The organism is Streptomyces tricolor (genome assembly GCF_002155905.1).
GTDB classification, from domain to species: domain Bacteria; phylum Actinomycetota; class Actinomycetes; order Streptomycetales; family Streptomycetaceae; genus Streptomyces; species Streptomyces tricolor.
On the sequence record NZ_MUMF01000093.1, the window covers coordinates 17,645 to 35,467 of the forward strand.

The 17,823-nt window shown below is 73.1% G+C and carries 21 protein-coding genes; 5 read left to right on the top strand and 16 right to left on the bottom strand.

The features are described 5' to 3' along the window. Positions 1–21 precede the first annotated feature (21 nt). Entirely contained in the window at positions 22–384 is a 363-nt protein-coding gene (locus tag CCN44_RS07905; RefSeq protein ID WP_059248968.1) for a 5-carboxymethyl-2-hydroxymuconate Delta-isomerase, read from the top strand. Positions 385–391: 7 nt separating this feature from the next. Here the strand turns inward: CCN44_RS07905 and CCN44_RS07910 are convergent, their stop codons facing one another. The 5 genes from CCN44_RS07910 to CCN44_RS07930 form a co-directional block, all read right to left on the bottom strand. Further along, positions 392–1,108 (bottom strand): TetR/AcrR family transcriptional regulator, encoded by a 717-nt coding sequence (locus CCN44_RS07910; protein ID WP_086697215.1) that lies wholly within the window; start codon positions 1,106–1,108, stop codon positions 392–394. Between the two features lie 36 nt (positions 1,109–1,144). Further along, on the bottom strand, positions 1,145–2,194 hold the full coding sequence (locus CCN44_RS07915) for a PDR/VanB family oxidoreductase (RefSeq protein ID WP_086697216.1): 1,050 nt from the start codon (positions 2,192–2,194) through the stop codon (positions 1,145–1,147). Beyond that, positions 2,194–3,090, bottom strand: coding sequence for a metal-dependent hydrolase (locus CCN44_RS07920; protein WP_059248965.1), 897 nt, complete (start codon positions 3,088–3,090; stop codon positions 2,194–2,196). The genes CCN44_RS07915 and CCN44_RS07920 overlap by 1 nt, the downstream gene beginning before the upstream one ends. 69 nt (positions 3,091–3,159) lie before the next feature. After that, entirely contained in the window at positions 3,160–5,079 is a 1,920-nt protein-coding gene (locus CCN44_RS07925) for a hypothetical protein (RefSeq protein WP_059248964.1), read from the bottom strand. A gap of 49 nt (positions 5,080–5,128) precedes the next feature. Further along, positions 5,129–5,629, bottom strand: a complete 501-nt coding sequence (locus tag CCN44_RS07930) for a tetratricopeptide repeat protein (protein ID WP_223283918.1) — start codon at positions 5,627–5,629, stop codon at positions 5,129–5,131. A 115-nt stretch (positions 5,630–5,744) separates the two neighbouring features. On the opposite strand from CCN44_RS07930, the gene CCN44_RS07935 reads away from it, so the two are divergent. Next, entirely contained in the window at positions 5,745–6,137 is a 393-nt protein-coding gene (locus tag CCN44_RS07935) for a hypothetical protein (RefSeq protein ID WP_189397237.1), read from the top strand. Between the two features lie 81 nt (positions 6,138–6,218). Here the strand turns inward: CCN44_RS07935 and CCN44_RS07940 are convergent, their stop codons facing one another. The 5 genes from CCN44_RS07940 to CCN44_RS07965 all read right to left on the bottom strand — a co-directional run bounded on the left by CCN44_RS07940 (position 6,219) and on the right by CCN44_RS07965 (position 11,903). Next, positions 6,219–7,748, bottom strand: coding sequence for a DUF1996 domain-containing protein (locus CCN44_RS07940; protein WP_059248962.1), 1,530 nt, complete (start codon positions 7,746–7,748; stop codon positions 6,219–6,221). A 245-nt stretch (positions 7,749–7,993) separates the two neighbouring features. Further along, on the bottom strand, positions 7,994–9,019 hold the full coding sequence (locus tag CCN44_RS07945) for an NAD-dependent epimerase/dehydratase family protein (protein ID WP_208639732.1): 1,026 nt from the start codon (positions 9,017–9,019) through the stop codon (positions 7,994–7,996). A 61-nt stretch (positions 9,020–9,080) separates the two neighbouring features. Then, on the bottom strand, positions 9,081–9,656 hold the full coding sequence (locus tag CCN44_RS07950; protein ID WP_059248960.1) for a winged helix-turn-helix domain-containing protein: 576 nt from the start codon (positions 9,654–9,656) through the stop codon (positions 9,081–9,083). 511 nt (positions 9,657–10,167) lie between these two features. Then, complete coding sequence (gene glnII, locus CCN44_RS07960; protein ID WP_059248959.1) at positions 10,168–11,199, bottom strand: glutamine synthetase; 1,032 nt, start codon at positions 11,197–11,199, stop codon at positions 10,168–10,170. A 197-nt stretch (positions 11,200–11,396) separates the two neighbouring features. After that, entirely contained in the window at positions 11,397–11,903 is a 507-nt protein-coding gene (locus CCN44_RS07965; RefSeq protein WP_086697219.1) for a MarR family winged helix-turn-helix transcriptional regulator, read from the bottom strand. A 47-nt stretch (positions 11,904–11,950) separates the two neighbouring features. Between CCN44_RS07965 and CCN44_RS07970 the strand changes: the two genes are divergently transcribed. Further along, on the top strand, positions 11,951–12,805 hold the full coding sequence (locus CCN44_RS07970) for an alpha/beta fold hydrolase (protein WP_059248957.1): 855 nt from the start codon (positions 11,951–11,953) through the stop codon (positions 12,803–12,805). Positions 12,806–12,807: 2 nt separating this feature from the next. Here CCN44_RS07970 and CCN44_RS07975 read toward each other — a convergent pair whose 3' ends face one another. After that, positions 12,808–13,557: an RlpA-like double-psi beta-barrel domain-containing protein gene (locus tag CCN44_RS07975; protein WP_086697220.1), complete on the bottom strand. Its 750-nt coding sequence runs from the start codon at positions 13,555–13,557 to the stop codon at positions 12,808–12,810. Positions 13,558–13,676: 119 nt separating this feature from the next. After that, positions 13,677–14,045 carry an ArsC/Spx/MgsR family protein gene (locus CCN44_RS07980; protein ID WP_059248955.1) on the bottom strand — a complete coding sequence of 123 codons (369 nt, stop codon included), beginning with the start codon at positions 14,043–14,045 and terminating at the stop codon, positions 13,677–13,679. A 218-nt stretch (positions 14,046–14,263) separates the two neighbouring features. Here CCN44_RS07980 and CCN44_RS07985 point away from each other — a divergent pair, with 218 nt between their 5' ends. Further along, positions 14,264–14,578 (top strand): hypothetical protein, encoded by a 315-nt coding sequence (locus CCN44_RS07985; protein ID WP_059248954.1) that lies wholly within the window; start codon positions 14,264–14,266, stop codon positions 14,576–14,578. Between the two features lie 63 nt (positions 14,579–14,641). On the opposite strand, the gene CCN44_RS07990 is transcribed toward CCN44_RS07985, so the two are convergent. Then, complete coding sequence (locus tag CCN44_RS07990) at positions 14,642–15,403, bottom strand: alpha/beta hydrolase (RefSeq protein ID WP_237481158.1); 762 nt, start codon at positions 15,401–15,403, stop codon at positions 14,642–14,644. Between the two features lie 143 nt (positions 15,404–15,546). Here CCN44_RS07990 and CCN44_RS07995 point away from each other — a divergent pair, with 143 nt between their 5' ends. Then, positions 15,547–15,819, top strand: coding sequence for a hypothetical protein (locus tag CCN44_RS07995; protein WP_059248952.1), 273 nt, complete (start codon positions 15,547–15,549; stop codon positions 15,817–15,819). Between the two features lie 19 nt (positions 15,820–15,838). Here CCN44_RS07995 and pspAB read toward each other — a convergent pair whose 3' ends face one another. From pspAB to CCN44_RS08010, 3 genes are all read right to left on the bottom strand, one after another. Next, positions 15,839–16,423, bottom strand: coding sequence for a PspA-associated protein PspAB (gene pspAB, locus CCN44_RS08000; RefSeq protein ID WP_059248951.1), 585 nt, complete (start codon positions 16,421–16,423; stop codon positions 15,839–15,841). Positions 16,424–16,426: 3 nt separating this feature from the next. Beyond that, on the bottom strand, positions 16,427–17,377 hold the full coding sequence (htpX, locus tag CCN44_RS08005; protein ID WP_086697223.1) for a zinc metalloprotease HtpX: 951 nt from the start codon (positions 17,375–17,377) through the stop codon (positions 16,427–16,429). Positions 17,378–17,473: 96 nt separating this feature from the next. After that, positions 17,474–17,728 (bottom strand): SCO2583/SCO2584 N-terminal domain-containing protein, encoded by a 255-nt coding sequence (locus tag CCN44_RS08010; protein ID WP_059248949.1) that lies wholly within the window; start codon positions 17,726–17,728, stop codon positions 17,474–17,476. Between the last annotated feature and the right edge of the window lie 95 nt (positions 17,729–17,823).

The window sequence follows — 17,823 nt, forward strand, 5'->3', positions numbered from 1 at the left end:
TGCCGTAGAACAGGAGTGCGCATGCCGCAGATCACCATCGACTACTCCGACATCATGGCGGACGCCTTCGACCGCGAGGGCTTCGCCCGGGCGCTGCACCGGGCGACCGTGGAGATCGCGGCGGCGAAGCCGGAGGCCTGCAAGACGCAGTTCCGGCCGAGCGCGTACACCGTGTTCGGGTACGAGGATCCCGGGGCGCGCGGGCACGCCGTCGTGCACGTGACGATCGGGCTCCTCGCCGGCCGCAGCGCCGAGACGAAGGCGCGGCTGACGGAGACGGCCCTGGAGCTGCTCCGCAAGCACGTGGCGGACACGGCGTTCGCCCTGCACGCCTCCGCCGAGGTGCAGGACCTCGACCCGTCGTACCGGAAGTCCGACCGCTAGCGGACGCTCAGGAACCGAGGGCGATGAGCCGGCCGACCAGCTCCGCGAAGGGGCCGTCGGCCGGCTCTTCCTTCACCATCTTGCGCAGCAGCTCGGCCATGTCCTCGTCGTGGGCGGCGCCGACGGCGGCCAGCGCGGCGAAGTCGTGCACGAGCTGGATCTCCAGCTCGGCGCGCGGGATGCGCCGGCCGTCCAGCCAGATCAGCGCCGTGGACTCGGCGAGCGAGATCCAGGAGCGCACCACCAGCTCCAGGCGCGGGGAGGCGTCGGTCACGCCCAGATGGGACAGGATCTGGTCGTAGGCGGCCTGCCGTACGGAGTCGATGAGCGCGTGGGTGGCCGAGACGTGCTCCTTCGAGCGAACTCCGTCCACGGGCACGGCCGGGCCGCCGCGCATCAGCGCCGAGAAACCGGGGCCGTGCTCGTCCACGAAGTCGAAGAAGCGGCCCATCACCCGCAGCAGCCGGGCGCCGAGCGGGCCGTCGTGCGGCTCGGCGAAACGGCTCGCGAGATCCTCCGAGGCGCGCTGCAACGCGGCCTCGTACAGGCTGAGTTTCCCCGGGAAGTAGTGGTAGACGAGCGGGCGTGAGATGCCCGCCGCCGTGGCTATCTCGTCGATCGAGACCTCGTCGGGCGAGCGTCGGCTGAACAGGTCGAGAGCGACACCGATCAGCTGTTGCCGACGCTCCTCGACGCCCATTCTGCGGCGAACCCCGGTAGTCATGCGAACACTTTACCGATCGGTTCCGGCCGCACGGGTTCACATGTCGAGCACCAGACGATCGCTCCGGGCCCGGGACACGCAGATCAGCATCGAGTCGCGCCGCTCCGCGTCCGTCAGCAGCTCGTCCCGGTGATCGATCTCTCCGTCCAGCACCCGCTGTTGGCAGGTCCCGCAGAATCCCTGCTCACAGGAGTAGGCGGTGTCCGGCAGCTCCCGGCGCACGGCGGCCAGCACCGTCGAGTCGGCGGGCACCGTCAGGGTCCGCCCGCTGCGGCGCAGTTCCAGCTCGAACGCGGTGTCCGGGCCCGCCGCCGTACGCGGCGCGAACCGCTCCAGGTGCAGGGCGGCCCCCGCGGGCAGCGCCTCCTCCACCGCCGCCGTCAGGCCCTCCGGACCGCAGCAGTACACCGCCGTGCCCTCGGGGGTGTCCGCGAACAGCGCGGCCAGGTCCGGCCGCCCGTCCTCGTCCTCGGCGACGACCGTCAACCGGTCTCCGGCAAGCTTGCCCACCTCCTCCAGGAACGGCATCGACGCCCGCGTCCGCCCGCCGTACAGCAGCCGCCACTCGGTGCCCTCCGGCAGGGCCCGCAGCATCGGCAGGACCGGGGTGATGCCGATGCCGCCGGCGACGAAGACGTACGCCGGTGCCGCGACCAGGGGGAAACGATTCCTCGGTCCGCGCACCTCCAGCTCCATGCCCTCGGTGAGCTGCTCGTGCACCTCCCGGGAGCCGCCCCGGCCGTCCGCCACCAGCCGGGCGGCGACCGTGTAGGAGGAGGTGTCCTCGGGGTCACCGCACAGGGAGTACTGCCGCACCAGCCCCGACGGCAGCACCAGGTCGAGATGGGCCCCCGGCTCCCAGCGCGGCAGGCCGGAACCCTCCAGGCGGAGCTGTACGACCCCGTCGGCGATCGTCTCGTGCGCGGTGAGCAGCAGCCGCAGGGCCCGCTCGCGCGGCCGACCGGAGACCGGCGGGTCCAGGGCGGGCAGCGGCCACAGCGGGGAGGACCGGACCCGGCGGCGCAGGGCCCGCCGGGTGAGCAGGGCGGCGCCCGCGACGAGCGCGACGGTGAGCGGCTTCGGCATCACGCGGCCCTCCGCTCCGCCGCCGTCGCCGCGGGGGAGGCGGCCAGATAGGCCACGGCCTGGGCGGTGGAGCACTCCTGGGAGGGGTGGTAGGAGCGGCTGAGGTAGCGCGGGACGGACCTCAGCATGTCCCCGGTGCTGGGCAGGGTGCCCTGCCGGCCGCGCACATGGAACTCCCTGAAGGACGCCTTGCCGCCGGTGAGCGTCGGGTCGTTCTCCAGGAAGAAGCGGACCCCGCGCTGCCACAGGAACACCAGCGCCGAGAAGGCCGTCGCCCAGGTCCGCACCCGGCGCCGGTAGCCGCCGTCGACGTGCTGGTACAGGTCGAAGGCGACCGAGCGGTGCTCCACCTCCTCCGCGCCGTGCCAGCGCAGCAGGTCCAGCATGGTCGGGTCGGCGCCGCGCCGGTCCAGCTCGGCCGCGTTCAGCACCCAGTCGCCGAGGAACGCGGTGTAGTGCTCGATGGCCGCGATGAGGGCCACCCGTTCCAGCAGCCACCAGTGGCGGGCCCGGCCCGGCGGCAGGGTGCGGTCGCCGAGCAGCTTCTCGAAGAACCAGTCCACCTGCGCGGTGTACGGCGTGGGGTCGAGGCCCTGCTCGCGCAGGTGCGGCAGCACCTCGTCGTGGGCCTGGGAGTGCATCGCCTCCTGCCCGATGAACCCGACGACGTCCTCGCGGAGCCGGTCGTCCCGGATCAGCGGCAGCGCCTGCTTGTACACGTGCACGAACCACCGCTCACCGGCGGGCAGCAGCAGGTGCAGCACGTTGATGGTGTGCGTGGTGAACGGGTCGCCGGGCACCCAGTGCAGCGGTGTGCCCTCCCACGAGAAGGACACGTTGCGGGCCTTGAGAGGCACGCGCTCGGACTCCACCGGCCGGGCCTGCTTGTGAGACATGGCGTCAATGTACTGACGGGTAGGGCGTCTGAGAAGCCCTGCGCCGCACCTTGTTGACGCTGATGTCAGCTAGTGCAGTCCGCTGATCTCCCGCCCGTCCGCCAGCGTCCCCGTCAAGTCCGCCCGCGCGCCCCGCTCCGCCTTCGCCGCCAGCAACGGCCCCTGCCCGGACGCGGTGACCCCGCCCGTCGCCGAGATCGACGCCGTGCCCTTGCTGCCCGCCGCCAGCAGATACCAGCTCCCGGCCGCCGACTTCCACAGCACCCCGGCCAGCACATGCGGATCCCGCGGCCCGCAGGCCGGCACGTCCGTGCCCTTGGCGACGACCGCCCCGGCCGCCCCGCCCGGGGTACGGAACTGGGCCAGCGCGGCCGTGCCGTCGCCGCGCCAGGTCTCCGCCCGGGTGCACACCCACGCCGCGGACCCGCTGCCGTCGGGCAGCGGCTGCTCGGCGTACGCCCACGCGTTGACGCTGCGGATCCCCGCCGAGCGCTCGGCCGCCAGCGAGCAGGCGAACGGCGCCCAGGTGCGCAGCCCCTCCGGGCCCGACACCTCGGCGGGGGAGCCGGGCCGGCCGGCCGTGAGATGGGCCGGGACCAGCTCACCGAGATCGGTGGTGAGCTGCGTGCCGGAGGCGTCGGTCAGCTGGAGCACGGTCCACGAGGTGCAGCTGCCGGGCCGCAGGGCGGGGCTGGCCAGCGGCGCGGTGACACCGCCGGCGAGGGTGAGCGGCGTCGCCGCCGCGTCCGGCTTCGTCAGGTCCCGCTGGGCGGCCTTCGTCACCCAGGGGGCGGTGAGATAGCGGACGTTGCCGTCGGCGCGGCCCAGCACCAGCGCGCTCGCCCCGGCACCGGTCGCGCCGTCGACCCGGGCGAAATCCAGGGCCGCGCCCTGGGTGCCGCTCTTCGGCTCGGCGTAGCGGGCGACGCGCAGGCCGTCGTAGAGCAGCACCACACGGGCGGCGTCGACCTCGCCCGCGTACAGCAGCTGGGGCGGGCCCGCCGGGCCGCCGGTCTGGGTGCCGGGGGTCGCCGAGACCCGGACCCTCTCCCCGGGGCGGGCCCAGACCGCGAGGGCGCGGCGCAGCAGCGCCTGGTCCCCGGCGAGCGGGCCGCGCGCGGGCCAGACGGAGAAGTCGGTCCGGGCCGAGGTGCGCCAGGCGGTGGGGGAGACCCGGGTCAGCCTGCCGGGGTCGAGGGCGGCCTCGGCGGCGGGGTTCTCGGCGTAGACGGGGGCGGCGGCGCCGTCCGGGCCCCAGCCGCCGCCCGGCAGGGCGACCAGCGTGCCGCACACCGCGAGGGCCGCGGCGGCGGCGAGGACGGCCTTGGTGTGCTGGCGGCGGCGCATCAGATCGGTGGGCCGGGCCTGAAGCGAGCACGGGTCGAACTCGGGGGAGGAGAGCAGCCCCGGCTGCGCGGGGACACCGTTCGCCGAGGCCAGCGCGCCGCCCGGGTCGGCCACCCCGGCGGCCTTCAGCAGCTCGCGGACGTCCGGGTCGGGCAGCTGCTCCAGGCCGCGCAGGACGTAGGCGGCGCGGGCCGGGCCGGACAGCGTGGACAGCCGCTGGTCCAGGGCGAGTTCGTCGGCACCGCCGGAGCGCGGGAACAGCCTGAGGCCCCACACCTGCGGCAGCAGCGGCGGCAGCTGGGAGAGCCGGGGCAGGCCCTTGCGGGGGCGGGCCGCCTCCAGGGCCGCCCGCAGGACCCGCTCGCGCAGACAGGCGTACCCGGGGTCGTCCTCCCGGCCCGAGGTCTGCGCCGGGAGCACCGAGGGCCGCTTGCGGCTCCGGGGCAGGGCGCGCTGGGCGAGGGCGTGTGCGGTCAGTACACGGCGGCTGCGGCCGAGGCCCGGCGGCAGCACCAGGTAGGCGAGCCGGACCAGGCGGGGGTAGTGCTCGACGAGCGCGGCCTCGGCCTGCTCGACGTCGACCGGGCCGGTGCCGCCGGCCGAGGCCGGCGTGTGACGCGGGGATACATCCTGTGACTGCACGTCCCGGAGAACGAGTGAGCCGGTGGTTGGTCACCGCCGGACGAGTGATTCACCCTTCGGGTTCGACCAGGGCGCGTGCGTAGTTCGCCATCGACCGCTGGTAGCGGGGCAGATGCGGGGCGAGCGCGCCGAGTACGAGGGACAGGCCCTCGCGGTCCCGGCCGAGGCTGGACAGGCACAGCGCGAGGGTGGCCCGCACCGCGTCGTCCAACTCGTCCGACGGCGCGTCCAGTTCGGGGGTGAGAAGCTTGACGCCCTCCTCCGGCTGCCCGATGTTCCGCAGCGAGCTGGACAGCTGGATCCTGGCCCGGCGCCCCTTGTATCCGGTCAGGCCGCGGGCCAGTGCCTCCCGGTACAGCGGCACCGCCCGGTCGGAGTGCCCGGTGGAGTCCCAGGCGCAGGCCTGCTCGAAGGGGCCGAGGGGGCTGTCGTCCGGCAGCTCGGCCACGAGCGCGTCGATCAGCGCGCGGAACTCGTGCGCCCGCTCCTGCGGGTAGTCGTCGAAGGAGGCCCAGGCGGCGGCCACGCGGTCTTCCCAGTGCTGGTTCACCGTGCCACCTTCGCACACCCGTGCGCGGCCGGTCACCGGATTTGAGCGCACCGCGCGCGGGAGCCGTATCCGAAGGCGCTGGGGCATGCTCGGCACACCAGGACCGGAGGAACAGATGAGGTTGACAGGACTGCTGCTCGGCGCCGCGGCCGTGGTGACGCTGGCGGGGTGCGGCTCGGGCGGGCACGCCGACACGGTGCCGCCCACCGCGACCGGCAGCCTGGAGCGTCTGGCGGCCGAGGTGAAGTGCAAGCCGAACCTGCAGACCGACGCCGACGAGATCCGCCAGGCCATCTGCCGCAACGGCGACGGCAGGTTCATCCTCGCCACCTTCGCCACCGACCGCGGCCAGCGCGAGTGGATCAACGACGCGAAGGACTACGGCGGTCACTACCTGGTCGGCCGCAAGTGGGTCGCCGTCGGCGACGACGGGGTGGTCAAGGCGCTGCGCGGCACGCTCGGCGGCGACCTGGAGGAAGGCGTCGACCACCACGCGCACACCGGCTGAGCCACGTGCCGGGGCATGACGAAGGCCGGTGACGGGAGGGGGGAGTCGTCACCGGCCTTCTGTCCTGAGCCCGTTACGGGGTCATGCGCAGTTCTGACCGCGGTTGATGCAGTTGGCGATCTTGTTGGCCAGACCGTTCTTCGTGACGTTGATGAAGTCGTCGTGGTCCGTGGCCGCCTTGTGCAGCTGCTCGGGGAAGCCGTCCACCGCGTAGGCGTTCTTCACCTGGCCGTTCTCGATGGTGGGCGGGTCGATGTCGTAGACGAGCCGCATGGTCAGCTGCGGGATCGCCTTGAACCCGTTCGGGCAGACACCGCTCGCCGGGTCGGCGAAGGCCACGTGCGTGCGGTGGTTGGCGCTGTCGATGTTCTGCCCGTCCCAGCAGCTCTGGAAGGCGAACGACCGCACCACCTTGCTGCCCTGCGGGCAGATCGGGTACTGCTCGGTCAGCTGCACCTTGTTCTCGAAGCCGGTGCAGCTCCAGTGCGCGTTGGCGTTGGCGAGGCCGTTGGTGGTGGTCTTGGCGTCACCGGTGATGATGCGCAGGAACTGCGGCATCGGGACCACCTTGCTCGCCGGGCTGCCCACGTACTTGATCTGCGCCTGGACCGGGGTCAGGATCCGGCCCACGTTGCCTTCCTTGCCGCCGCCGTCCCGGTTCTGGTCGAACTCCTGGGTGCCGTCCTGGATGCGGACCACCGGCCAGTAGTACGACGACAGGTCGTTGCGGTTCTGGCAGCTGGTGCCGCCCTGGAGGAACGTGTTGTTGCTGGAGAACGCGTTGATCTTCTGGTTGCCGACGTAGTCGTGCAGGTGGTGCGCGCCGTTGGTGACGCCGGGCGCCACGATCACGTTGTCGGTGTTGAAGTTCTTGTTGGCGTTCACGCCGCAGCGCGAGGTGAACGTACCCGTCGAGGCGTTGCCGGTCCGGCGCGGCTTGCCCTGGACGTTCGGCGCGACCTTGGTGATGTCGACGAAGTCCGCCGCGACCGGGCCGTTGCCGGCCTGCCCGCCGATGTTCCCCTGCTGCCCGTTCTGGCCCTGCTGGCCGCCCTGCTGCTGACCGCCGCCCTGCTGCTGACCGCCGTTCTGCTGCTGGCCGCCGTTCTGCTCGCCGCCGGCGTTCGTCTGGTTGGCGGTGCGCGTCGTGCAGGAGGCGAGCTGCTTGAGCGCGTTGTCGAAGGAACCGCCGGACCGCTGGATGGTGATCCGGATCCGGTCGATCGTCGCCGCCCGCTTCTCCTTGAGGGGGCCGACGATCGCGTTCTGCACGAAGCTCGCGTCCCTCGCCTGGGCGTTCCTGGTGGAGGCGAGCCGGTTGTAGGCCTCGGTGATCTGCTTGTCGAGGTTCGCCAGCTCCGTCGCCACGCCCTGGCGGGCCCGGTTCGGCACGTTCGTCAGCTTCTGGCCGACGTCCGGGCAGGAGATCGTCGCGACCTGCGCCGTCGAGGCCTTGGTCTGGTTGCCTCCCCAGGTCTGGTTGCTCGACTCGTGCGCCGAGGCGTAGAAGTTCGCCCAGATCAGCCCGCCCCCACCGAGCGCTAGGGCCGCCGATGCGGCTATGGCCTTGGTGGCCAGCGGCGTACGGCGTTTTCGTGTGTTGCGTCCCATGGAACTCCTCTGACTTCCTTGCGGGGCAGCATCGAGGCGCCCGACAGGAGTGAAGCGGCGCCCCTACATACGGACGCCGCCCCAGAGGTGTTCACCGGCCTCACAAATTCCAGCCGGAACAAGGGAGTTGGCAGGCCGGCGGTCCCGGCCCGGAGACGCGAGCACGGCCGGCACCCGCCGGTCGTCGTCGTCCGGCAGCCGGTCCCGCCGACCCCTCGGCCCGGTCACCGGGGCGAGGCCCCCCGTCAGGGGGTGGTGCCGGGCGCACCCCCGGTCCGCGCCAGCACCGCCGCCTCCACCTCGGGGTCCAGGCCCTCGGCGGTCCGGTCCGGCCGCCGGGGCGCGCTGCCGTCGAGCGCCGTCAGCCACCGCCAGGTGTCGGCGACGGTCTCGTCCACCGGCCGGCACACCAGCCCCGTGGCGACCGCCCGCGACACGTCCGCGCCGTGCACGGCGTCGTACATCTCGCTGCCCGGCGGCACCCACACCGGCAGCTGGGTCCACGGTTCGATCCCGGCCTGAAGGATCGGCTCGGGGTCGGTCCAGCGCAGCTCCGCGTCCGCGCCGGTGACCCGCAGGCAGGCCTGGAGCAGCTCGCCCATGGTGGTGTGGCCGGGCGGGCTCACCAGGTCGTACGGCCCGGACAGGCCGCGTTCCAGCGCGCCGAGCAGCCACGCGGCGAGGTCCCGCACGTCGACGTACTGCAACGGCAGGTCCCGGGGGCCGGGGGCCAGGACCGGGCCGCCGCGGGCGATCCGGGTCAGCCACCAGGGCAGCCGGCCCACGTTCTCGTACGGGCCGAGGATCAGCCCGGCCCGGACCAGCAGCGAGTCCGCCGCGCCGAAGGCGTCGACGGCGGCCAGTTCGCCGCCGCGCTTGTCCGCCGCGTAGTTCGTCGCCCCGGCGTCCGCGGCGCCCTCGACCAACGGGGCGTCCTCCGTTCCCCCGCGCGGCCAGGGCCAGACGTACACCGAGCGGCTGGAGACGTACGCGTACCGCCCGGCCCGGCCGCGCAGCAGCCGGGCCGCCTCCTGCACGGCACGCGGGGCGGCCGACCAGGTGTCGACCACCGCGTCCCAGCCGGCGCCGCGGTCCGCCGCGAGCGCGGCGAGACCGTCGGGCGCGGTGCGGTCGCCGTGCAGCGACCGCACCCCGTCCGGGGCCGGGTGCCGTCCCCGGTGGAAGACGGTCACCTCCCAGCCGCGTCCGAGCGCGGCCTCCACCACGGCCCGCCCCACGAACTCCGTACCGCCCAGCACCAGAAGTCTCATGCCGGTGATCCTGCCCGGTCCGGGGCCGGAACGGCGGCGTCCTCTGCCGAGGGCAGAACGGTCAGCGGCCGGCCGGCGGGGTGTACTTGTAGCCCACCCGGCGCACCGTCTGGATCGCCTGGCGGTGCCGGTCGCCCAGCTTGCGGCGCAGCCGGGCGATGTGCACGTCGACGGTGCGGCCGTCGCCGACATGGCCGTACCCCCACACCGTGGTGACCAGCTGGTCGCGGGTGTGCACCCGGTGCGGGTGCGCCACCAGGTGCGCGAGCAGCTCGAACTCCAGGTAGGTCAGGTCGAGTTCGCGGCCGTCGACGCTGGCGGTGCGCCGCACGGTGTCGATCCGCACCAGCGCGTCGCCGGCGGACTCCGCCGCGGTCTCCGGCTGGTCCGGGACCGCGACCGGCAGGAACGGGGGCCGCTGGTCGGCGGGGACCAGCACCAGGTAGCCGACCATCGGCGGCCGGCCCGGCAGGGTGGGCAGGGTGTGCTGCGGCGCGGGCAGCCATGTGGCGCCCGGCGGCAGGAAGTCCGCGACGTCGACCACCTCGTCCCGGTCGACGGCGCGCAGCCGGTGCCGGGCGCCGTTCGGGGCGGGGGTGGCGAGGGTGGCGGTGGAGACGGGACGGGAGGTCGCCATGAGAGGTCAGCTCTTTCGCGCGAGAGGTTCGTCGGGAGAAGCGACGGCCGCGACTCGTGGTCGGGCGCGCCGGAGGACGTACGTCGTGTCGCGCTGGCCGAAGGCCGGGGGTTACGGCTTTAGAGGGCCCGCGCGTTCCTCGCGCGGCAACACACACGGTCGAAGTCGTGGTGCTGACGGGAAGGCCAGAACGGCTCAAGGTCGTCGTAGCGACCCGTCGCGGTGATCTGCTGGAAGCTGGCCATGGGCCCATTGAAGCAGAGGCGTGCGCCGGGCAGGACCCTCCTCTCACTGCTTGGACGCTTCCTTGGCGTGAACTTGACGCTGCGTATTCCCGGAATCCCGGCTTTCGGCGCTGCTCAGCGGGGTGTCACGGCCCGGCCGACGGCCGGATCGCCGTCTCACTCCTCGGACAGCGGCACTGGCAGCCGCCCCGGCCCGCGTCCCGCACACGGCATGCGCGAGGGGCGCCCGCCGGCACGGCGGGCGCCCCTCGGTGGAACCGGGCGGATCAGACCTGGCCGGCCTTCTCCAGAGCGGTGCAGCAGGTGTCCACCAGCAGGCGGGTCACCACGTACGGGTCGACGTTGGCGTTCGGGCGGCGGTCCTCGATGTAGCCCTTGCCGTCCTTCTCGACCTGCCACGGGATGCGGACCGAGGCGCCGCGGTCGGAGACGCCGTAGGAGAACTTGTCCCAGGGAGCGGTCTCGTGCAGACCCGTCAGGCGCTCGTCGATGCCGGCGCCGTAGTTCTTCACGTGGTCCAGCGGCTTGGAGCCCTCGCCGAGCGACTCGCACGCGGTGATGATGGCGTCGTAGCCCTCGCGCATCGCCTTGGTGGAGAAGTTGGTGTGCGCGCCCGCGCCGTTCCAGTCGCCCTTGACCGGCTTCGGGTCCAGGGTCGCGGAGATGCCGAAGTCCTCGGCGGTGCGGTACAGCAGCCAGCGGGCCACCCACAGCTGGTCGGAGACCTCCAGCGGGGCGAGCGGGCCGACCTGGAACTCCCACTGGCCGGGCATGACCTCGGCGTTGATGCCGGAGACGCCGAGACCGGCCTTCAGGCAGTTCTCCAGGTGGGCCTCGACGATCTCCCGGCCGAAGATCTCGTCGGCGCCGACACCGCAGTAGTAGCCGCCCTGCGGGGCCGGGAAGCCGCCCTCGGGGAAGCCCAGCGGGCGGGAGCCGTCGAAGAAGGTGTACTCCTGCTCGATGCCGAAGATCGGCTCCTGCGCGGCGAACCGCTCGGCGACCTCGGCCAGCGCGGCACGCGTGTTGGAGGGGTGCGGGGCCATGTCGGTGTCGAGGACCTCGCACAGCACCAGGACGTCGTCGCCGCCGCGGATCGGGTCCGGGCAGGTGAAGACCGGCTTGAGCACGCAGTCCGAGGAGTGGCCCTCGGCCTGGTTGGTGGAGGAGCCGTCGAAGCCCCAGACGGGCAGCGCGTCGAGACCGGCCGGGGCACCCGTGATGATCTTCGTCTTGGAACGCAGCTTGGCCGTCGGCGCGGTGCCGTCGATCCAGATGTACTCAGCCTTGAAGGTCACGGGGCCACATCCTTCGGGGGTGGGTCGGGCGCACTCGCGGGTGCTGCGGCGCTGCGGCACCGGGCGCCGCTCGATCTGCCGGGCAGCCTGTCAACAGGCCGTTTCCCGGCCATTGCTCGCATGTGAACCCCGTGTTACCTGGTGGTTCTGTGGCCGGGCTCACGCGGTGAGGCGCCGTCGCACCGGGCAGGGCGCGCTCACGCGCCGCGGCCAGCCGCTCCCCCGTCCCCGGCGGCGGCCTCCCGCACGCCGGTGAGGAAGCCCCGGATCGCCGCCATCTGGTGTGCGTCGTAGCCCCGCAGCAGCTCCACCGACCGGTCGATCAGCGGACCGAAGAAGGACCGGCCGAGGGCCATGGCGCGCTCCTCCAGCTCCACGACGACCGTCCGCCGGTCCTGCCGCCCGCGCGCCCGGCGCACCAGCCCGGCCCGCTCCAGCCGGTCGACGAGCGCGGTGGCACCCGCCGAATTCAGCCCCAGTACGGCCCCCAGCCGTCCGGCGCTCAGCTCCTGCCGCGCGCGCCGGGCGTCCATGAGCGCGATCAGGGCGCGTACGTCCGTCGGGTGCATGCCGTTGCGCTGCGCGAACCGGGCGCTGTGCAGCCCCAGCTCGACGGTGGTCGCGCGCAACAGGTGGACGATCTCCAGCTCGGGCCCCTGGGCGGGGTCGGAGGAGGTGGACACGAGGGCCCTCCCGGCTATCATCTCGCTCGGCGAATATCTTGCTCAGCGAGATAATAGGGGGCGGTGCCATGACCGGACACGACAGCGACGCGTTCCGGGTTGCGTACGACAGGGTCCTGGCGAAGTGGCCGGCCGGCCGCGAGGCGCTCACGGTCCCCACCCCCTTCGGCGAGACCCGGGTCAACGCCTGCGGCCCGCGCGACGCGCCCCCGCTGCTCCTGCTCCCGGGCGGCGGCGGGGCGACCTCGGCCTCCTGGTACGCCCAGGCCGCCGCCCTCGCCCGGATCCGCCGGGTCCTGGCCGTGGACCTGCCCGGCGCCCCGGGACTGAGCCGGGCCGGCGACCGCCACCCCCGTACGGTCGCCGACCTGGCCGGCTGGCTGGACGCCGTCCTGGCCGGCCTCGGCGTCGCCGCGGCCGACGTCGGCGGGCACTCCTACGGCGCGTGGATCGCCCTGCACCACGCGCTGCGCGCGCCCGCCCGGGTGCGCCGCCTGTTCCTCCTGGACCCGACGCAGTGCTTCGCCGGGTTCAAGGCGGCGTACCTGCTCCGCGCCCTGCCGATGCTGCTGCGGCCCGCGCCCCGCCGGGTCCGCGCCTTCCTGGAGTGGGAGACCGGGGGAGCACGCCTGGATCCCGACTGGCTGCGCCTCCAGGAGGCGGCCGCCGGCTTCCCGTCCGCGCGGCCGGTGACCGGTCCGCGCCCGGCACCAAAGGCGCTGCGCGCCCTGCGGGTGCCGGTCCTGCTGCTCGTGGCCGCGAACAGCAGGACCCATGACCCTCAGGAGGTGAGGGGCAGGGCCGGTGCGCTGCTGCCGCACGCGGAGACCGCCGTGCTGCCGGGCGTGTCCCACCACGCGCTGCCGCAGGCCGGACCCGAGACCCTGACCCGCCACCTCACGGATTTCCTGTCAGCTCCCTAGCCTCACCCCACCTTCTCGATCACGGCACGGCGGATGAGGAACTTGCCCGGCTCGCGGACCTGTTCGAAGGCCGCGTTGTTGAGCAGGACGCAGCTGCCGGAGACGGACGTCACCTTCACCGTCGTCGACTTGTTGTTGTCCAGGTTGGTGACCTTCAGGGTCGTGCCCGCCGGGAACTGGTTGCTGGACGCGGCCGGGGCGCCGCCCTCGCCGGAGAGGGTCACGGTGGAGCCCTTGCAGACCTGCTCGCCGGCGGCCTGCTGACCGCCGCCCTGCTGGGCACCCCCGGCCTGCTCGCCGCCGCCCTGCTGAGCGCCCCCGGCCTGCTGGCCGTTGCCCTGCTGGCCGGCACCCTGCTCCTGGCCGGCACCCTGCTCCTGGCCGGCACCCTGCCCGGCGTTGCCGCCCTGCCCCGCCTGGGAGTCCTGAGCCGACTCCCCAACGGTGCAGCCCGCCGCCTTCTGCTGGACCTTGATCTGCTCGATCACCTTCTCGCGGTTGGCGATCCGGGCCGCCGACTGCGCGTCCGGCTTCGCCTTCTGGTCCGCGATGAACTTCTCGTTGTTGCCGAGGGCCGTGGCCAGCCCCTGGCAGGTGGTCGAGTTCCCGGCCGACAGCGTCTCGGCCTTCTGCGGGCTCTGCGAGGCGTTCGAGGTGGACGCCAGGGCGAAGGCCCCACCGCCCGCCACCGCCGCGGCGCTGACGAGCAGCGCGATCTTCTTCTTCGTGCCGAGAGTTCTCCTGCGCGACATGCGCGCCTCCTGAAGAGGTAGGGGAGCGTACGCCGCTATGTACGAGATACCGAACGGGGTTGCTCAGCCGTTGCGGGAGTCGGCCAAGTAACCTGCGTCACAGGAGACTTGAGTCAATGTCAGCTCTTGCCGCGCGCGAGGGCCTCCCGTACGGCCTCCTCGGTGCGGGCCACCACCGCCGTCCCGTCGTCCGCGGTGATGATCGGGCGCTGGATGAGCTTGGGGTGCTCGGCGAGCGCGGTGATCCACCGGTCCCGCGCGCCCGCGTCCCGCGGCCACTCCTTGAGCCCCAGCTCCTTGGCGACCGCCTCCTGGGTGCGGGTGATGTCCCACGGCTCCAGGTTCAGCCGCTCCAGCACGGCCCTGATCTCGTCCTCGCCCGGCACGTCCTCCAGGTAGCGGCGGACGGTGTAGTCGGCCTGCTCGGCGTCGAGCAGGCTGAGCGCGCTCCGGCACTTGGAACAGGCCGGATTGATCCAGATCTCCATGGGCAACACGGTACTCGGCAGCGGCTCTGTTCGATTTTGCGACACCTCGGCAGCCCCACCGCCACCGCCCGTGACAGCCCCTCAATTCCAGGCGCTACCTGCACCTTTGCCTGCTCCCGCGCACCCCCGATTGTCAGTGCCCGCCGGTAGACTGGAAGCAGTGTTCGAGGACGTCACCGGAACCCCGGGGACTGCCTGACCGCGACAGGAGGATGCCTGTGCCCGCTGCCGCTCTGAAGCCGAAGCCGTTGCCGACCCAGTCCACCGCCCAGCGTTCCGTGCTGTTCGACTCGCCCTACGAGCCCGTGGCGAAGCGACCGCTGCCGGCCGGACGGCCGCGCGAGTGGTACGTCACGCACAACCGGCGCCTGAAGGCCATGCGCCTCGCCATAGCCCTGCTCGACTCCGGGGTCTACCTGCCGGACCAGGCCCGGAACGAGACCATCCGCAGCACGGCCGAGCGGATCGGGATGCACGCCCCGTCCGACACCACGTGCCACATGGTGCGGGCGCTCATGCGCTACTCCCGCTGAACCGTCCGGGCCACCGGGTGCCCCCGCGCCGGCCGGCGCGGAGGCACCCGGTGGCCGCTCCCGTCACGCCGTCGACGCGCGCTCGCGCGCCTGCCCCGCCCGTCCGGCCGTCGGGCCCCCGTCCAGCAGCGCGCGCACGAACTCCCGGCGGTCCTCGGCGTGGTCGCGGAACCACAGGCCCAGCATGTGCTCGGCGTCGGGGAGTTCGAGGCGGGTGCAGCGGGCCCGGGCCGACAGCGCCTCCTCTACGGCGTGCGTCACCTCCGGCGGGACGACCGTGTCGGTGCCCGGTACCGCCAGCACCGCCCGGCCCTCGTACGCGCGGAACGCCTCCAGGGCGGGGGACTGCCGCCAGCTGTCCGGGGTGCGGATCAGCGCGGAGAAGCGGCCGTCGCCGGTGCCGAACGGGACGTCCCAGGCCTCGGGGGTGTAGACGGCCGGCGCGCACAGCCCCACCGACTCCACCCGGCGCCCGTAGTGCCGTACCAGATCCGCGACCGTCTGGCCGCTCATGCTGAAACCGACCAGCACCAGCGGGTCGTCCGCCGGGGCGTGGGCGTCGAGCAGCGCCACCGCCTGCTCGTACCGCCGGCGCAGGCTCAGGTCGGCGAGCGCGCCCGTGCTCTCCCCGTGCCCGGAGAAGTCGAACGCCAGGGCGCGGCAGCCCTGGGCGGCGAAGTCGGCAAGGAACGGCAGGAGCCGTTCCTTGCTGCCGTTGCCGGCGCCGTGCAGCAGGAGCGCCGTGGCCCGGCCGGCCGGGCCCGCGCCGACCGCGCTGAGCCGTTCACCGTCGTACGCGTGGGTGAAAGCGGTGAGTTCGTCCATGCGGGCCATTCACTCACGGCCGCCCCGCGGGCCGGAAAACGGGATGCACCGGCCGTCACCGGCTCCCTACGCTGAACAAAGGGACGCGAAACAGACACGCTCCTCTCTTCCCCCACCCCCACCTCACCCCACGGAGGTCCGTCATGCGTGGAATCCTCGCGACCGGGACCCTCGTCCTGGTGATCCTCGGAATCGGAAACCATCTCTGGTGGCTCGCCGCCGTCGCCCTGCTCTATCTGTACGCCACGCACGGCCGCGGCTCGCCCGGTACGACCCCGCCCGCCGCCTCCGGCGCCCTGCCCGACAGCTACCGGGCCTACCGGGAGCGCCGGGACCGGCAGGCCAGGTGGGAGCGCCGGTACCGCCGTGAGCGGCCCTTCGAGGCCCGCAGGCAGCAGCGGGAGAAGGCGGGCTGAGCCGAGGCGCCGCCGGCCGTCACAGGCCGGGGGCGCCCCACACCGGGAACCAGCGGCCCAGGTCCGGCTCGATCCGCAGGTCGTCCCCGAGCGCCGCCTTCAGCTGGAGTTCCAGCGCGGTGTCCCGCCGCTCGGCGGCACCGGGCAGCGGGGCGAACGGATAGAAGCTGCCGCGCTTGTAGAGGTAGACGAGCGCCAGCTTGCGGTCGCGGTCGTCCGTGAAGGCGGCCAGGGAGCACAGCAGTTGCGGGCCGAAGCCGTCGGCCTCCAGCGAGCTGTTGACCGCGTGCAGATCGTTGACCAGCTCGGGCAGTTGGCCGGGGGAGCGCCGGGACACCAGCCAGGAGTAGCCGTAGCCGTCCCGGCGCAGCTCCACCGGCGGGCCGGTGCGGTCGGTGTCCGCGTCCAGCAGCGCCTGCACCTCGCGGTGCGTCTGCTCGAAGGCCGCGCCCTCGACCGTGGCGAAGCACACCGCTCCGCTCCCGGTGGGCGTGAAGCCGGCCGCCGCCCGGAGGGTCACGGCCGCCGAGGGCAGCGCGAACAGCTGGTCGAGATCGGGCGCGACCGGCTTCGTACGGCCCAGCAGGATGTCCAGCAGCCCCACCGGTCAGCCCGCCTTCCCCGCACCGCCGGCCCCCGCGCCACCGGTCCCCGGCACGGCGGCCTCGCCCAGCTCCGCCGAGATCCGGCCCAGCTGCTCCAGCCGCTGCTCCAGGCTCGGGTGGGTGGAGAAGAACCGCTCGACGCCGGGCTCCTTGCCGGTCGCCGGGGTGAAGTAGAACGCGTTGAACGCCTGGGCCGTGCGCAGGTCCTTGGTCGGGATCCGGGCGATGTCCCCGGAGACCTTGGTGAGGGCCGCCGCCAGCGCCGAGGGCCGGCCGGTCAGCAGCGCCGCCGCGCGGTCGGCCGCCAGCTCCCGGTACCGGGACAGCGCCCGGATCAGCAGGAAGCTGATCGCGTACACGGCCGCCGAGACGCCGATCACGGTGGCGAGGACGACGGCGGTGTTCTGGTCCCGGCGGCCCCCGCCGAAGAGCTGCGAGTAGAAGGCGAACCGTACGACCAGGCCCGCGACCACACCGAGGAAGGACGCCACCGTGATCACGGCGACGTCCTTGTGCGCCACGTGCGACAGCTCGTGCGCGAGCACACCCTCCAGCTCGGCGGGCTCCAGCCGCCGGAGCAGCCCCGTGGTCACACAGACCACGGCGTGATCGGGATCGCGCCCGGTCGCGAACGCGTTCGGCATGTCCATCCCGGACACGGCGACCACCGGCTTCGGCATGTCCGCGATGGCGCACAGCCGGTCCACCACGGCGTGCAGCTCGGGATACTCCGCCCGCTCCACCACCCGGCCGCGCATGGCGAACAGCGCGATCCGGTCGGAGAACCAGAACTGTGCCACGAAGACCGCGCCCACCAGCACCACGACCAGCAGCCAGGACTTGAGCAACACGATCAGCGCGGCGACGAACCCCACGTACAGCAGCCCGAGCAGGAACAGCGTGACCGTCATGCGCAGGGTCAGCCGTCGATCGCTCCGGAAGCGGCTCCGCATCGTGCATCACCCCAGTCAGGCACTCGTCCCGCTGTCCAGTGTGCACCCGCCGATCCCCATGAAACGGTCCGCATCAGCCCTGACCGGGGCAAAGGGTCAGTACGGAGAGCGCATCTGCGCGTACCCCAGCAGCACGATCACCACGGCCACGCAGCCGAGCACCACGGCCGTCGACACCCAGGACGACCGGCGCGGCACCGGGTCCGGGTCGGCACGGAAGGGAGCCGGCTCCGGCGGGTTCTCCTTCCAGCGGGCGGCGAGCATCCGGGCCCGGGCGGAGGGCTCCTTGTGCTCGGCCGAGTTCGCCCACGTGTGATCGAACTCGCGCTCCCAGTCGTCCTGTTCGGGCATCCCCGTTCAACCTCTCTCGTCCGGCAGAGTCCGGGGGCATGATCCCCCGACAATAGGAAGTTTGAGAAGCGGGAAAGGTTGCACAGGACCGGGAG

Coding starts and splice junctions, on each gene's coding strand:
- CCN44_RS07905 (WP_059248968.1), top strand. CDS start 22: ATGCCGCAGATCACCATCGACTACTCCGACATCATGGCGGACGCCTTC.
- CCN44_RS07910 (WP_086697215.1), bottom strand. CDS start 1,108: ATGACTACCGGGGTTCGCCGCAGAATGGGCGTCGAGGAGCGTCGGCAA.
- CCN44_RS07915 (WP_086697216.1), bottom strand. CDS start 2,194: ATGCCGAAGCCGCTCACCGTCGCGCTCGTCGCGGGCGCCGCCCTGCTC.
- CCN44_RS07920 (WP_059248965.1), bottom strand. CDS start 3,090: ATGTCTCACAAGCAGGCCCGGCCGGTGGAGTCCGAGCGCGTGCCTCTC.
- CCN44_RS07935 (WP_189397237.1), top strand. CDS start 5,745: ATGAGGTTGACAGGACTGCTGCTCGGCGCCGCGGCCGTGGTGACGCTG.
- CCN44_RS07940 (WP_059248962.1), bottom strand. CDS start 7,748: ATGGGACGCAACACACGAAAACGCCGTACGCCGCTGGCCACCAAGGCC.
- CCN44_RS07945 (WP_208639732.1), bottom strand. CDS start 9,019: ATGAGACTTCTGGTGCTGGGCGGTACGGAGTTCGTGGGGCGGGCCGTG.
- CCN44_RS07950 (WP_059248960.1), bottom strand. CDS start 9,656: ATGGCGACCTCCCGTCCCGTCTCCACCGCCACCCTCGCCACCCCCGCC.
- CCN44_RS07965 (WP_086697219.1), bottom strand. CDS start 11,903: ATGATAGCCGGGAGGGCCCTCGTGTCCACCTCCTCCGACCCCGCCCAG.
- CCN44_RS07970 (WP_059248957.1), top strand. CDS start 11,951: ATGACCGGACACGACAGCGACGCGTTCCGGGTTGCGTACGACAGGGTC.
- CCN44_RS07975 (WP_086697220.1), bottom strand. CDS start 13,557: ATGTCGCGCAGGAGAACTCTCGGCACGAAGAAGAAGATCGCGCTGCTC.
- CCN44_RS07980 (WP_059248955.1), bottom strand. CDS start 14,045: ATGGAGATCTGGATCAATCCGGCCTGTTCCAAGTGCCGGAGCGCGCTC.
- CCN44_RS07990 (WP_237481158.1), bottom strand. CDS start 15,403: ATGGACGAACTCACCGCTTTCACCCACGCGTACGACGGTGAACGGCTC.
- CCN44_RS07995 (WP_059248952.1), top strand. CDS start 15,547: ATGCGTGGAATCCTCGCGACCGGGACCCTCGTCCTGGTGATCCTCGGA.
- htpX (WP_086697223.1), bottom strand. CDS start 17,377: ATGCGGAGCCGCTTCCGGAGCGATCGACGGCTGACCCTGCGCATGACG.
- CCN44_RS08010 (WP_059248949.1), bottom strand. CDS start 17,728: ATGCCCGAACAGGACGACTGGGAGCGCGAGTTCGATCACACGTGGGCG.